The organism is Flavobacterium sp. PL002 (genome assembly GCF_054165825.1).
Map to the genome: position 1 here is coordinate 592,361 of NZ_CM135110.1, position 14,310 is coordinate 606,670.

18 protein-coding genes are annotated in these 14,310 nt (G+C 33.1%); 15 read left to right on the plus strand and 3 right to left on the minus strand.

What is annotated here, in order from left to right; all coding sequences use genetic code 11:
- The first annotated feature begins 261 nt into the window (after positions 1 to 261).
- The 3 genes from ACVEGE_RS02530 to ACVEGE_RS02540 are packed head-to-tail and all read left to right on the plus strand — an operon-like array spanning position 262 to position 3,234.
- Positions 262 to 1,398: an ABC transporter substrate-binding protein gene (locus ACVEGE_RS02530; RefSeq protein WP_173852926.1), complete on the plus strand. Its 1,137-nt coding sequence runs from the start codon at positions 262 to 264 to the stop codon at positions 1,396 to 1,398.
- A 1-nt stretch (position 1,399) separates the two neighbouring features.
- The gene (locus tag ACVEGE_RS02535) at positions 1,400 to 2,431 is read left to right on the plus strand and encodes an iron ABC transporter permease (protein WP_192501499.1); all 1,032 of its coding nucleotides are present in this window, start codon (positions 1,400 to 1,402) and stop codon (positions 2,429 to 2,431) included.
- A 23-nt stretch (positions 2,432 to 2,454) separates the two neighbouring features.
- Positions 2,455 to 3,234: an ABC transporter ATP-binding protein gene (locus tag ACVEGE_RS02540; RefSeq protein WP_173852924.1), complete on the plus strand. Its 780-nt coding sequence runs from the start codon at positions 2,455 to 2,457 to the stop codon at positions 3,232 to 3,234.
- Between the two features lie 130 nt (positions 3,235 to 3,364).
- On the opposite strand, the gene ACVEGE_RS02545 is transcribed toward ACVEGE_RS02540, so the two are convergent.
- Both ACVEGE_RS02545 and ACVEGE_RS02550 read right to left on the minus strand, forming a co-directional pair.
- Complete coding sequence (locus ACVEGE_RS02545) at positions 3,365 to 3,817, minus strand: tRNA (cytidine(34)-2'-O)-methyltransferase (RefSeq protein WP_173852923.1); 453 nt, start codon at positions 3,815 to 3,817, stop codon at positions 3,365 to 3,367.
- Positions 3,818 to 3,867: 50 nt separating this feature from the next.
- Complete coding sequence (locus tag ACVEGE_RS02550) at positions 3,868 to 4,437, minus strand: pseudouridine synthase (protein ID WP_173852922.1); 570 nt, start codon at positions 4,435 to 4,437, stop codon at positions 3,868 to 3,870.
- Positions 4,438 to 4,658: 221 nt separating this feature from the next.
- On the opposite strand from ACVEGE_RS02550, the gene ACVEGE_RS02555 reads away from it, so the two are divergent.
- The 7 genes from ACVEGE_RS02555 (at position 4,659) to ACVEGE_RS02585 (ending at position 9,705) form a co-directional block, all read left to right on the plus strand.
- Positions 4,659 to 5,024: a hypothetical protein gene (locus ACVEGE_RS02555; RefSeq protein WP_173856459.1), complete on the plus strand. Its 366-nt coding sequence runs from the start codon at positions 4,659 to 4,661 to the stop codon at positions 5,022 to 5,024.
- 177 nt (positions 5,025 to 5,201) lie between these two features.
- The gene (locus ACVEGE_RS02560) at positions 5,202 to 5,666 is read left to right on the plus strand and encodes a DM13 domain-containing protein (RefSeq protein ID WP_192501498.1); all 465 of its coding nucleotides are present in this window, start codon (positions 5,202 to 5,204) and stop codon (positions 5,664 to 5,666) included.
- Between the two features lie 71 nt (positions 5,667 to 5,737).
- The gene (locus ACVEGE_RS02565) at positions 5,738 to 6,595 is read left to right on the plus strand and encodes a transporter family protein (protein ID WP_192501497.1); all 858 of its coding nucleotides are present in this window, start codon (positions 5,738 to 5,740) and stop codon (positions 6,593 to 6,595) included.
- 144 nt (positions 6,596 to 6,739) lie between these two features.
- Positions 6,740 to 8,107, plus strand: coding sequence for a DNA recombination protein RmuC (rmuC, locus tag ACVEGE_RS02570; protein WP_173852918.1), 1,368 nt, complete (start codon positions 6,740 to 6,742; stop codon positions 8,105 to 8,107).
- 10 nt (positions 8,108 to 8,117) lie between these two features.
- Positions 8,118 to 8,483, plus strand: coding sequence for a 6-phosphogluconate dehydrogenase (locus tag ACVEGE_RS02575; RefSeq protein WP_173852917.1), 366 nt, complete (start codon positions 8,118 to 8,120; stop codon positions 8,481 to 8,483).
- A 2-nt stretch (positions 8,484 to 8,485) separates the two neighbouring features.
- Positions 8,486 to 9,034 carry an acyl-CoA thioesterase gene (locus tag ACVEGE_RS02580; RefSeq protein ID WP_173852916.1) on the plus strand — a complete coding sequence of 183 codons (549 nt, stop codon included), beginning with the start codon at positions 8,486 to 8,488 and terminating at the stop codon, positions 9,032 to 9,034.
- Positions 9,035 to 9,165: 131 nt separating this feature from the next.
- Positions 9,166 to 9,705, plus strand: coding sequence for a YceI family protein (locus ACVEGE_RS02585; protein ID WP_192501496.1), 540 nt, complete (start codon positions 9,166 to 9,168; stop codon positions 9,703 to 9,705).
- Positions 9,706 to 9,710: 5 nt separating this feature from the next.
- Here ACVEGE_RS02585 and ACVEGE_RS02590 read toward each other — a convergent pair whose 3' ends face one another.
- A complete protein-coding gene (locus ACVEGE_RS02590) occupies positions 9,711 to 10,619 on the minus strand; it encodes a TIGR01777 family oxidoreductase (RefSeq protein WP_192501495.1) in 909 nt (302 codons plus the stop codon).
- A gap of 108 nt (positions 10,620 to 10,727) precedes the next feature.
- Between ACVEGE_RS02590 and ACVEGE_RS02595 the strand changes: the two genes are divergently transcribed.
- From ACVEGE_RS02595 to folE, 5 genes are read left to right on the plus strand one after another with little or no spacing between them, the layout of a single operon-like run.
- A complete protein-coding gene (locus ACVEGE_RS02595) occupies positions 10,728 to 11,387 on the plus strand; it encodes a TetR family transcriptional regulator C-terminal domain-containing protein (protein WP_173852913.1) in 660 nt (219 codons plus the stop codon).
- Positions 11,387 to 12,691 carry an ABC1 kinase family protein gene (locus ACVEGE_RS02600; protein ID WP_192501494.1) on the plus strand — a complete coding sequence of 435 codons (1,305 nt, stop codon included), beginning with the start codon at positions 11,387 to 11,389 and terminating at the stop codon, positions 12,689 to 12,691. The genes ACVEGE_RS02595 and ACVEGE_RS02600 overlap by 1 nt, the downstream gene beginning before the upstream one ends.
- Positions 12,688 to 12,966, plus strand: a complete 279-nt coding sequence (locus ACVEGE_RS02605) for a TIGR03643 family protein (RefSeq protein ID WP_192501493.1) — start codon at positions 12,688 to 12,690, stop codon at positions 12,964 to 12,966. Before ACVEGE_RS02600 ends, ACVEGE_RS02605 begins: the two co-directional genes overlap by 4 nt.
- Positions 12,967 to 12,976: 10 nt before the next feature.
- Positions 12,977 to 13,660 carry an SDR family NAD(P)-dependent oxidoreductase gene (locus ACVEGE_RS02610; RefSeq protein ID WP_192501492.1) on the plus strand — a complete coding sequence of 228 codons (684 nt, stop codon included), beginning with the start codon at positions 12,977 to 12,979 and terminating at the stop codon, positions 13,658 to 13,660.
- Between the two features lie 41 nt (positions 13,661 to 13,701).
- Entirely contained in the window at positions 13,702 to 14,301 is a 600-nt protein-coding gene (folE, locus tag ACVEGE_RS02615; RefSeq protein WP_192501491.1) for a GTP cyclohydrolase I FolE, read from the plus strand.
- Positions 14,302 to 14,310: the final 9 nt, after the last annotated feature.

Consider the following 14,310-nt stretch of genomic DNA (forward strand, 5'->3'; position numbering starts at 1 on the left):
AAACAGCATATATACAAAGAATTACAATGCTAACTATCCTTATCTTTCTTTTTAGAAAGTTTAATAATTAGCCAAGCAAAGCCGACAACAAAATGCAAAATAATAATGCCTGCCACAATATAAATAAAGGTATTTGAATTATCTCTCATGGTTTATTTTTTAAGTAAAATTACTTCATTCTTATGGAAAAAAATGTATCAAATATCACACAAGTCTATTTTTATTAAAACAAAACAATACTTTTGTAAAAAAATTAGATTTATGAAATTCGTAAAAAACACAGCATTCTTCTTTCTAATTTCTATGTTGTTTATCCAATGTAAAAAAGAAGCTCCTCTTGAAATTAATTCAGTTGTAAAGAATGAAATTCAATACGCTAAAGGATTCGAAATCTATAAATATAAAGGCTTCTCATTACTTAAAGTGACGCAACCTTGGCCTAACGCAACAGCTAGTTTTACTTATATTTTAAAAGAAAAAAACGCAATCATCCCAGACAGCTTAAAACAATATGCAGTTGTAAATGTTCCCATAAAATCGATAGTGGTAACCTCAACAACACACATTCCATCGTTGGAAATTTTAGGCGTAGAGAACAGCTTGATTGGTTTTCCAAATACCGATTATATTTCGTCTGAAAAAACCAGAAAAAACATCGACGCAGGAAAAGTTCGTGAAGTAGGAAAAAACGAAAACCTAAACACCGAAGTACTTATTGATATTGCTCCTGATGTCATTGTAGGTTTTGGACTCAGCAACAGCAATCCGTCGCTAGATATTTTACAAAAAAGCGGACTTAAAGTGTTGTTTAATGGTGATTGGACAGAACAGTCTCCACTAGGAAAAGCCGAATGGATTAAATTCTTTGGTGCCTTATATGGTCTTGATCAAAAAGCGAATACTACTTTTAAAGAAATTGAAAAAGAATATAAAACAACCCTTGCATTGGTTCAAAATACAACTACAAAACCTACTGTACTTTGTGGTGCTATGTACCAAGATCAGTGGTATGTACCTCAAGGTGAAAGCTGGGCTTCTTTGTTTTTAAAAGATGCTAAAGCAAATTATTTATGGGCAAATACAAAAGGAACCGGTGGTTTAGCATTACCTTTTGAAGTTGTTTTAGAAAAAGCCCAACAAGCTGATTTCTGGATTGCTCCAGGAGACTATGTTACATTAAAACAACTATCAGACAGTAATCCCCATTACGCTGAATTTGAAGCTTTCAAAAATAAAAAAGTATATTCTTATGCAATTCATAAAGGTGCAAAAGGAGGGATTTTATTTTTTGAGTGGTCGCCTACTCGTCCTGACTGGGTTTTAAAAGATTTGATTAAAATCTTACACCCTGAATTATTGCCTAATTATACGCCACACTTTTACCAACAATTACAATAATTTGAATCCAAACAAACGAAATAGCATTCTTTTTATAAGCTTAGCACTGGCTGTTGTAGCGCTTTTTGTCGTTAACATTAGCTTGGGCTCAGTTTCGATTCCGTTAAAAGAAGTATTTAAAAGTTTAACAGGTACTATTGCCTCTAAGGAAAGTTGGCAATACATCATTGTGAACTACCGTTTACCTAAAGCTATTACGGCTGTTTTAGTAGGAATGGGGCTTGCAACTAGTGGCTTGTTAATGCAAACATTATTTAGAAATCCGCTTGCGGGACCTTATGTTTTAGGACTGAGTTCAGGTGCTAGTTTAGGTGTCGCCATGATTATTCTTGGCGCGTCTTTTTTGCCTGCTTCTATTGCGAGTTTTTTACTTTCATCATACGGAATTGTATTAGCATCTAGCTTAGGAAGCTTTCTAGTTTTATTATCCGTACTGATGGTTTCTTTTCGATTAAAAGATACTATGGCGATTTTAATTGTAGGACTTATGTTTGGTAGTTTAACAAGTGCTATTGTAAACACTTTAACTTATTTTAGTACTGCCGAAGAGTTGCAAAAATTCACTTTCTGGTCCTTAGGAAGTTTGGGTAATTTATCTTGGACATCCATTCTTATTTTAGCAATAGCTGTTTTAACAGGCTTAGCACTAAGCTTACTAAGTATAAAATCATTAGACGCCCTTCTTTTAGGAGAGAACTACGCTAAAAGCATGGGCCTTAATTATAAAAAATCCCGATTAATTATAATTCTTGCCACAAGTATCTTAGCCGGTAGCATCACAGCTTTTGCAGGACCTATCGCTTTTATTGGGCTGGCGGTACCGCACATTGCTAAACTTGTTTTTCAAACGAGTAATCACACGGTTTTATTCTGGAGCACCTTGCTTTTGGGAGCAATTATTATGTTAATTTGCGATAGTATCTCTCAAGTTCCTGGCCATGATTTCAACTTGCCTATTAATGCCGTAACTTCCATTTTTGGTGCGCCCATTGTGATTTGGTTGTTAGTGCGAAAAAAGAAAATGATGGGGTAATCCTTCCTCCTAAAACACAACTAATGAGTTCCACTATTCTTTGCACTTCAAATTTAAGTATTGGTTATAAAACCAAGAACAACAATACGGTTATTGCCCAAAATTTGAACTTAAATTTCAACGAAGGCAAATTAATTGCTTTAATTGGCGCAAACGGAATTGGGAAATCTACGTTATTAAAAACACTAACTGGAATTCAAAAACCACTTGCAGGAAAAGTAACCATCAACGGAGCGGATATCCATAAAATGAACCCTGCGCTTTTAGCACTAAATTTAAGTGTTGTGTTAACCGAAAAATTACCACCAAGTAATTTAACAGTCTTTGAATTGGTCGCATTAGGGCGTCAGCCTTATACCAACTGGATTGGTAAATTAAGCCCTACTGATATTGCTAAAGTAAACGAAGCGATGGAACTTAGCCAAATCACGCATTTAGCAAATAAAAAACATTACGAAATTAGTGACGGACAACTACAAAAAGTACTTGTAGCTCGTGCCTTAGCTCAAGACAGTCCCATAATTATTCTTGACGAACCCACTACACATTTAGATTTATTGCATAAAGTAGCGCTATTTAAACTCTTAAAAAAACTAACGCAAGAAACCAATAAATGCATCTTATTCTCGACACACGATATTGATATGGCCATCCAGTTAAGTGACGAGATGATCTTGATGACTCCTGAAAAAATAAGCCAAGACATACCTTGCAACTTTATTCAAGATGGTAGTTTTAACCGTTTATTTCAAGATGAAAACATTGTATTTGATAGTCAAAAAGGCAAATTCATCATTAGCTAACACCTTTTTTATTTAGGAGCATTTTCCAGCTATTCGCTATATTCCCTATAAAAAACTACGGCTAAAAAGCCTTGTTTTTCAAATAGGGCGATGCCGCTGCTATCTGGGCTAGGCAATTTGTAAACCCAAACTATTTCAGTTCTATTTGGCGTTTTGCTTCCCCAATTACAAAAGCAACTGAATTCGCAATATTAAAACTCCTAATATTTTCAGACATTGGGATTTTTAAATGATTCTCAAATTGCTTCAAAACCTCTTCATTCAATCCTTTACTTTCTTTACCAAAAACCAACCAATCTCCATCTTGAAATTCGATTTCTAAATATGATTTTTCGGCATGGGAGCTCATCAGGAAAACTCGGGATAAATCAGGAATTTGAGCTTTCCATTCGGCTACATTTTGATATTCGGTTACATCAAGGTGTACCCAATAATCCAAACCTGAGCGTTTTAAATTTTTATCATTGATCACAAACCCAAAAGGATGAATTAAGTGCAACCTACTTTCTGTTCCTACACACAACCTTCCTATATTTCCGGTGTTGTTAGGTATTTCGGGTTCTACGAGAACGATATTCAACATAACTAGCTAATTTTTTAATGGATAAATTGTTAAAATGAATGCTAAAAAGTTTAATAATTAAACTCGTCTACAGCCAATACTTCTCCAGCCTTTAAGGTCTGCAAATGCACGTTTCCTATGCGTACACGAACCAATCTTAATGTAGGAAAACCCACGGCAGCTGTCATTTTACGCACTTGTCTAAACTTACCTTCATTAACAGTAATAGAAGCCCAAGTTGTTGGACCATGACGCTCATCTCTAATTTTCTTAGCTCGTGGACCAAAATCTGGAATTTCATGAATCAAGCGCGCATCACATTTTTTAGTGGTATACTTCCCGCCATCAAAACCTATTTCAACTCCTGCTTTCATTATATCAATAGCTTCTTGTGTAATCACACCATCTACTTGTACAAAATATTCTTTATCAACTTTTTTAGAACGAATAATTTCGCTCATTTTACCATCAGTGGTCAATAAAAGCAATCCTTCTGAATCTTCGTCTAATCTACCAATAGCCATTGTGCCTTCAGGAAAATCATGTAATTCACCAAGCAGTTTTTTCTTTCGTTTTAACTCATATATAAATTGACTCAAATAACCGTAGGGCTTATGAAGTATAAAATGGGAATGTGCCATAAAGAAATTTAGAATAACATTTTAAAAGGCAAAGATAACGTTGTTTTAATAGTATCAAATAGTCTTTAGAACATTAAACTACATCTAAAAGCTTTGATAATTAATTTAAAACATTCCATATTAGCGGTCTATTAAACACAAAAAGTCTTGTAAACTTTTCTCAAAAAAGCATAACACTCAAGAGTAAGTATTGTAGTAATTTTAAATAAAAAATAAACATCATGGAAAATAACAATTCAAATAACGACAATAAGGATACAAACAAAGGATTTAGCGATAAACACATTGACAAAGATGTAAAGTCACAAGACTCGCTGCTAAATAAAGAAATTGAAGTCGATAAAGACGGTAAAGAAAGAGTGGTCGATAGAGCCCGAAACGTTGATGGTTCCATAGCCTCAATTCCAGACGAAGAAAGAACTTGGAACGAAAATGAAAGCATGAGCCGCGGTGTAATCACTGAGGAAGAAGCTATGAATACTGTTGAAAATGAAGATCGAAATTCAGATATCACCGCAAAAAGATATCCAAATTCACATCCAGATAATCATAAAAACCGAGGGAATATGAAACTCGATGAGGAATAATTAATCGTATAACAAACCAAAAATGGGTATAGAAACAATTGTTTTTATACCCATTTGTCTTTAATAATAGTTAAAAACTCAAAGTTTATTCTTTTGTAATTCTTTCGGGATATTTTGGTGATACTTATCGTGGACATTTGCAACAGTAAAAACAAATACAAACTTAACACAAGCATTATGAAAAGACATTTCTTAACAATTATCGCATTAGCATTTATTTCATTATCAATCGTTTCATGTTCTAGTGATGATACCGAAACTGTTACAGTACAAGTTGACTCTACGCAACCTACAGGACAATTTACAGCAACACAAACAGGCACACTGACAGCTCAAAATGGCACACCTACTGCTGGGAAAATAGAAATAGGAACCGACACATCAAACAATACGTTTGTACATTTAGGTTCTGATTTTACTACTGAATTAGGTACTGGTACAGCAACCATTTACTTGTCTAAAACAGCAACATTTACTGCAAGTCCAGGAACTGGAAATCCAGATTTAAAATTAATTGGTATCGTATCACAAAATGGTGAGGCTTACTATAAAGTAAACGGTACAATACCAACTGATTTACAATATGTAATTGTATGGTGTGGTTCTGCAAACATCCCTTTTGGAAACGGAAAATTACAATAGATTATAGTTAATAGTTAATTAAAAGGGCATCAATTATAAAACTGATGCCCTTTATTAAAATTAAGAAAGTCATGAAAAAAACATTTTACCTTACTTTTATAATCGCACTAGTTTTCACCACACTATCTCAGGCGCAAAGTGGTTGGACAAAAGCAAAAGATACCTATTTTTTTAAACTAGATTATAGTTTTTATAACGCTACCGATTTTAGAAACATAGATGGAGACAAATTAAAAACAAGTGAGTTCACACAAAATCAAATTGCACTCTATGGAGAATACGGAATTACTGATCGTTTTACGGTTGCTACATTGGTACCTCTTTTTAAGCAAAACAGTTATGAAACTACTAATAAAGTAAGTGGTTTTGGTGATGTGAAATTAGAACTGAAATATGCGCTATTGCAAAAATCATTTCCATTATCGATAAGTGTCGCTCCTGAATTCCCAACTGGTAAAAAAGAATTATTTGCTAAAAACAATAGCAACCCACTAGATCAAATTAACCTTCCTACTGGAGATGGCGAATTTAATGTTTGGACTACGCTGGCTGTTTCGCACTCTTTTTCTCCAAAAAATCTTTACGCGAGTGCGTACGGAGCATTTAACTACAGAACTAAATACCAAGACAGGGATTTTCAAAACCAATTACAATTTGGTGCTGAAGTGGGTTATAAATTCTTTGATAAATTATGGGTAAATTCTAAAATTTCTATTTTACAAGGAGTTGGAAAAGACCCTCAAATAGCTGATTTTATCCGCGGAGACGGAACTAGCTACACCGGAATATCACTTGGAGGAATGTATGAACTCAATAAAAACTTTGGGATTACAGCACAATATTTTAATTCTAATAGTGCTATTGTGAAAGCCAAAAACGTGTATGCAAACAATATCTTGTCTTTTGGGATTGTATATCAAAAGAAATAGACACTACTCGCTATTTTTTATAAAAAAAGCCAACATTACTTCTGAATAAAGTGTTCTTATAACGCTTTGTTCAGATTTTTTTTTGATAAATACGCCAAGCATCTATATTATACCTATTTTTACTTTCAAATAAAAAAAGTTATAATGTCTACTATGTTGCCTTCGTTTTTGATCCTGTTTATTATTGCATTAGCGATAGGAATTTTCATTGGAAAACTTATTTTTTCTGCGCGATTTCAAACTGAAAAAATAAGTCTTGAAGAAAAACTATTAGCTCTGAACACTCAAATTCATCAATTGAAAGAGCAAATTAATTTTGAAAAAGTCGCTTTCGAAAAAAAAATTGAAACAGCCAACATAGATAAAGAAACAATCCGAAATGAAAAAGATAGTTTTGCGATTCAGCTTTCTAAAAAAGAAGCCGATTTTGAGAATCTCTGGGAACGAAATAAAGAACAACGAGACGAAGTAGATAAATTACAGCAAAAATTCACCAAAGAATTTGAGAATCTTGCTAATAAAATATTAGAAGAGAAATCGAATAAATTCACAGAACAGAATAAGGAAAACATGAAAAACATCTTATCTCCGTTGCAAGATAAGATTCAGTTATTTGAGAAAAAAGTCGAAGATACCCACAAAGAAAGCATTGATTATCATGCAGCTTTACGCCAACAGATTATTGGTCTCCGCGAAATGAATATTCAAATGAGTAAGGAGACTATCAACCTGACCAAAGCACTAAAAGGGGATAGTAAAATGCAAGGAAACTGGGGCGAACTTGTTTTAGAACGTGTTTTAGAAAAATCAGGTTTAGAAAAAGGACGCGAATATGAAGTCCAGCAAGCCTTTACAACCGCAGAGGGCAACCGCGTATTCCCAGATGTAGTGATTAATTTACCTGATGGTAAAAAGATGATTGTAGATTCAAAAGTATCCTTAACTGCTTATGAAAAATTTAGTAATGAAGAGGATGATGATTTAAAAGCGACCTATTTAAAAGAACACGTACTTTCTATAAAACGCCATGTAGAACAATTAGGAAATAAAAATTACCACGATTTATATCAAATTGAAAGCCCTGATTTTGTACTGCTTTTCATTCCTATAGAACCCGCTTTTGCTTTGGCTTTAAGCCAAGATGTTACGCTCTACAACAGCGCTTTCGAAAAAAACATTGTTATAGTTACCCCAGCCACATTATTAGCTACTTTGCGCACGATTGATAGTATGTGGACCAATCAAAAACAACAAGAGAACGCTTATGAGATTGCCAGACAAGCTGGTGCTTTATACGATAAGTTTGAAGGTTTTGTTGCAGATTTAATTCGGTTAGGAAAAAAAATTGATGAAAGTAAAACTGAATATAATGGTGCAATGAATAAGCTTGTAGAAGGAAAAGGAAACCTCATTACCAGTGTAGAAAAATTAAAAAAAATGGGTGCAAAAGCTAAAAAAGCCCTACCCGAAAAAGTAATACAACGAGCAGAACAAAACGAAAACCAATTATAATTTGACCCAAATGAAAAAATTTTTCACGATTACTTTAGGAATAATTATCCTTTCAACGATAAGCTATTTTAGTTTTATCTACTATGCAACGTACAGTGATGGTGTACGCTCAGGACATTTAATAAAAATTAGCCACAAAGGGATGCTCTTTAAAACTTGGGAAGGAGAAATAAGTCAAGGCCTTTCAGGATCACAAATTTTTTCATTCTCTATTTTAGACAAAGACAAACAAGTTATTGAGGATTTAAAAAATTTAGAAGGGCAATACATAAAACTTAATTATATTGAACGCTACAAAACATTTCCTTGGTGGGGAGACACCAAGTATTATGTTACAGAAGTCCACAAAGAAAATTCTCCTTTTAATTCAAAATAAATATGAACCATACTTTTAAAACAGTAGCCTGCTCAAATATCAGTATTTCAGAGCTAATGCTACCTTCACATACCAACTTTAGCGGAAAAATTCACGGGGGATATATCCTATCTTTATTAGATCAAATTGCATTTGCATGTGCCTCAAAATTTTGCGGTAATTATTGTGTAACAGCATCTGTAGATACCGTCAACTTTTTAAAACCTATTGAAGTAGGAGAATTAGTTACGATGAAAGCAAGCGTGAATTATGTGGGAAAAAGCTCGATGATTATAGGCATTCGAGTAGAAGCAGAAAACATTCAAACAGGACATATCAAGCATTGTAACTCGTCTTACTTTACAATGGTATCTAAAGACAGTACTGGAGCAAATGCAAAAGTTCCAGGCTTAATATTATCAAACTTAGAAGAAGTTCGTCGGTTTTGTAATTGCTTGAAGCAAATTTCGCTTAAAAAAGAGAAAGACCGTCACGAAGAAAACTTCAATTACAGTTCAATAGAAACATTAGCAAGTCTAGAAAAATACAATATTCGTGTAGAATTAGGGTGAATTTTTTATCAAAAATAAAACTAGAGGGTCTGAATTATTTCGCCCTCTTTTTTTATGGAAATTAATCTCGTAAAAACCTATCTATCAGTAGTTTTATTTGTAACTTTAAGAGAACGATAAAATGAAATTTTATGAACAGAACACTACTCCTATTTTTATTATTTTTCTCCAATACAATACTAGCTCAAGATAAAATTACAACTTCAAAAGGGACTATCGTATTTGAAGCATCTGTAGCTTTTTTTGAAGCGGTTACTGCCAAAAATGATCAGGTTCATTGCGTTTTATATTCACCCAAAGGACATATCAATTTTGTAGCATACGTACGTGATTTCCATTTCGAAAGAAGCTTGATGGAACAACATTTTAACGAAAATTATTTAGAAAGCGATCGTTACCCTAAGGCTACTTTTAAAGGAATTATTGAAAAGTTTGATTTAAAGAATATTACTACTACTTCAAAGACACATTATATAAAAGGAAAAATTTACATTCATGGTAAGTCAAAAGGGATTCGTGTTCCAGCGAGTATCGTTAAAACGAAAACTGGAATTAAAATCACAACAAATTTTAGTTTGAACACTGATGATTTTAAAATTGAGATTCCGTTTATGGTGAGAAATAAAATCGCAAAAGAAGTGAATGTATCGGTTGATATGGATTTAAAATAATTTCATTATATCGATTTACGCAACGCCTCTTCTATATCATTTACTTCAAAAGAAAATCCTGTTGCTAAGAGCTTATCTGAAGTAACACGTCTACCAGTTAATACAATTTTTGACATTTCGCCCATTCCTAATTTGATTAAAAAAGCAGGGACGTTAGGCAACCATATTTTATAACCATATACTGCTGCAAAAATCTTAGAAAATAAAGCATTAGTAGTGTCATCTTTTAAAGCGACATTATAGGGTCCGTGCATGGATTCGTTATTAATCGCTGCATAAAAGGAAGCGCACAAATCATCAATGTAAACCCACGGCATGTATTGTTTACCTGAACCTAAAGCAGAACCCAATCTATACTTAAAAATAGGTTTTAACTTCTTTAAAAAACCATCATTTTTACCCAGTACTAATCCTGTTCTAATTTTTACGGTACGAATTCCTAAAGCTCCAATAGTATCTGCGGCGGCTTCCCATATTTGACATGTTCTTCCTAAAAAATCATTTGCCGGCGGCGTATTTTCTGAACAAACCTCTTCACCATTTAAAGCGCCATAAATACCAATCGCAGAAGCTGATATAAAACCATCCAGTTTTTTATTGTTTTCTTGCAAAACAGTATGAAGCAATTTAATTGATAATTCTCTACTGTCTACAATAGCACGTTTCCTTTTTGCCGTCCATCGCTCACCTGCTATATTCTCACCTGCAAGATGCACGATATAATCAGCATTGAGTATGGCTTGTTCTTCAATGGTTTGTTTTTTTACATCCCAAGTATAATAGAACACATCTTTAGCATTTGTACGTTTAGTTCTACTTAATATAGAAACTGAAAATCCTTTACTTAAAAGCAATTTTGTTAAGCTTCTACCAACAAATCCGGTACCTCCCGTTATTAAAACATTCTTTTTCATAGGTTTAAAATTTAAGCTCTAACAAAGATACAATTATTTTTGTTTAACTTTAACGTATTATTGTTAAACAATTTATTATCTTTATACTCTCATTTAAAAACAAATAAAATGGCAACTAAGAAAACCCAAATATCAAAGGACAAAATAGTTTCACTATATATGGACTATACATTGGAACACAATGAAAAGCCAAAATCAGTTTATTTATTCTCGAAGGAGAACAATTTCGCTGAATCAGAATTCTATAGCTTCTTTGGAACCTTAGAAAGTATTGAAAAGGAAATTTACAAAATATTTTTAGAAAAAACGGTAACACTTTTACATAATGACCCTAATTATCCTGAATACGATATGAAGAGTAAAATGTTAAGTTTTTATTTTACTTTTTTTGAATTATTAACTGCAAATAGAAGCTATGTAAGTCAAAGTCTAAATTCAAATAAAAACCAGCTTAAAAACCTAACGCAATTGAGTAGTTTACGCACTGCATTTTTAGAATATGTAGTTACTATAATTACTGACGATCAGCGCATCAAAGTGGAGAAACTTCAAAAAATGCAAGAAAAAGCATTGCAGGAAAGTTCCTGGATACAGTTATTAATGACAATGAAATTTTGGTTAGAAGATGATTCAGCTGGATTTGAAAAAACTGATATTTACATTGAAAAGTCGGTGAAACTAAGTTTTGAATTAATGAATATCGCTCCTATTGACAGCCTAATTGATTTTGGGAAATTTATGTTTAAAGAAAAAATGCAAAAAAAATAATGAAAACGATAGACTACATACCTACCTCTAAAATTGAGAGAGCAACGAAGCTAGTGCAAACAGGTGCAAAAGTTGGCGTTAATTACTTGAAATATTACGGCGAAAAAATAGTAAATAGCGACTTAACTCGTGATAAACTAAATGAAGACAACGCCGAAGACATTTACGATGGTTTAAAAAGTTTAAAAGGAAGTGCCTTAAAAGTGGCACAAATGCTTAGCATGGATAAAAACTTTTTACCACAAGCTTATGTGGAGAAATTTTCATTATCTCAATTTTCTGTACCCCCATTATCAGCTCCATTAGTTTTAAAAACCTTTAAAACAAACTTGGGAAAAACACCTTACGAGATATTTGATGAATTTGATGCTAATTCGGTCAATGCAGCAAGTATTGGTCAAGTCCATGTTGCAATGAAAGACGGAAAAAAACTAGCCGTAAAAATTCAATATCCTGGTGTGGCTAATAGTATTTCATCTGATTTGGCTTTAGTAAAACCAATCGCTATTAGAATGTTCAATCTGCAAGGAAAAGATTCTGACAAATACTTTAAAGAAGTAGAAGATAAATTAATTGAAGAAACAAATTATATTTTAGAACTAGAACAAAGCCGAGCTGTAGTTGCGGCTTGTAAGCAAATACAAAATCTTGTTTTCCCTAATTATTACCCTGAATTTTCATCAGAGAAAATAATTACAATGGACTGGATGACTGGTGTTCACTTATCTGAATTTAAAAATACCAATCCTGAAATAGCTAACAAGCTAGGCCAAGCACTTTGGGATTTTTACATGTACCAAATTCACATTTTAAAGAAAGTACATGCTGATCCACACCCAGGAAACTTCTTAGTAAGCGATAAAAACGAATTGGTTGCATTGGATTTTGGTTGTATGAAAACAATTCCAAATGAATTCTATGTTCCTTATTTTGAATTAATAAATGAGAACGTAATTAATGACCCTAAATTATTTAGTGCTAAATTATTTGAATTAGAAATATTGAGAGCAGATGATTCTAAAGAAGAAATTGTTTATTTCACTCAAATGTTTCATGATCTATTGTCGCTTTTTACAAAACCGTTTCAATCAACTACTTTTGACTTTGCCGATGAAGCTTTTTTTGAAAGTATTGCCCAACTAGGAGAACGTTTTTCAAAAGATACTAATCTTAGAAAAATGAATGGAAACCGAGGTTCTAAGCATTTTATTTACATGAATAGAACCTTCTTTGGTCTTTACAACTTAATGTTTGATTTGAAAGCTAAAATAGTAGTTAACGAATACCAAAAATACAATTCATGAATACAACCCTAAATGACATTGACAAAGACCGAATTATTGAAATGGCATGGGAAGACCGTACAACCTTTGAAGCTATACAAATGCAATTTGGATTAAAAGAGCAGGAAGTTATTGACTTAATGCGTACTGAAATGAAGCCTTCTAGTTTTAGAATGTGGCGCGCTCGGGTTCAAGGAAGAAAAACAAAACATGAAAAGTTACGTGATTTTGAAAAAGGTCGTTTTAAATGTAGCCGTCAAAGACAAATAAATAACAATAAGATTTCGAAGAGATAATACTAAAATTATGAAAAACATTTTAATAATAGGCGGTAGTAAAGGAATAGGAAATGCTATTTTATTGCAGCAGTTAGAACATAATAAAATCTACAATATTAGTAGAAATGCTCCTGAGATAACTCATGCTAACCTAACCCATTTTTCTTTAGATGTTTTAGAGCAAGAGCTTCCTGAAATTGCAAATATTGACACAATAATTTACTGTCCTGGTTCTATCAATTTAAAACCAATAGCAAGTTTAAGTATCGAAAATTTCAGAAACGATTTTGAAATCAATGTTATAGGAGCAGTAAAAGTCATTCAAAAATACCTAGCCGTTTTAAAGAAAGGGAATAATCCATCTATCGTTCTTTTCAGTACTGTGGCTGCAAAACTAGGAATGCCTTTTCACGCAAGTATTGCTACTGCAAAAGCAGGAGTAGAAGGATTAGTAAAATCACTAGGAGCTGAATTAGCCTCTGTTGTTCGCATCAATGCTATTGCTCCCACAATTACTGAGACTTCGCTTTCAGCAGGTATTTTACGCAACGACCGCATGAAGGAAAATATGATTGAACGCCACCCAATGAAAGGTTATTTACAACCCGAAGAAGTAGCAGATATGGCAGATTTTTTAATATCTGAAAAAGCAAAATCAATATCAGGACAAATATTTGAAATGGACTACGGAATCGTTACGTTTAAAATATAATATACAATTAAATTGCAATAATAAAGCGCAGGATTAACAAGATGAAAAATTACGAGAAAAAAGAAAATTATAATACAGATATGACAGCTGTATTAGCGGAAAGTTACAAAACAATAATAAACGGTTTAGGCGAAGACGTAACCAGAGAAGGATTAGAAAAAACACCAGAAAGAGCGGCTAAAGCAATGCAGTTTTTAACGCACGGTTATGATCTAGATCCTTTAGAAATATTGAAGTCGGCTTTATTTACTGAAGATCATAGTCAAATGATTGTAGTAAAAAATATTGAGGTCTATTCTATGTGTGAGCACCACATGCTTCCGTTCTTTGGAAAAGCACATGTTGCGTATATTCCAAATGGTAAAATAGTAGGTTTAAGTAAAATTCCTAGAATTGTAGATGCTTATGCACGTAGAATGCAGGTACAAGAAAGGTTAACTGACCAAATCAAGGATTGTATTCAAGAAGCATTAGAACCTCTTGGTGTAGCTGTGGTTATAGAAGCGCAACACATGTGCATGCAAATGCGTGGTATTGAAAAACAAAATTCGTTTACAACGACCTCTTCTTTTACAGGTGCATTCGAAAAAAATAAAACCAGGAAAGAATTCATCAGTTTGATTTCAAACAAATTGAGCTAAACAAAATAA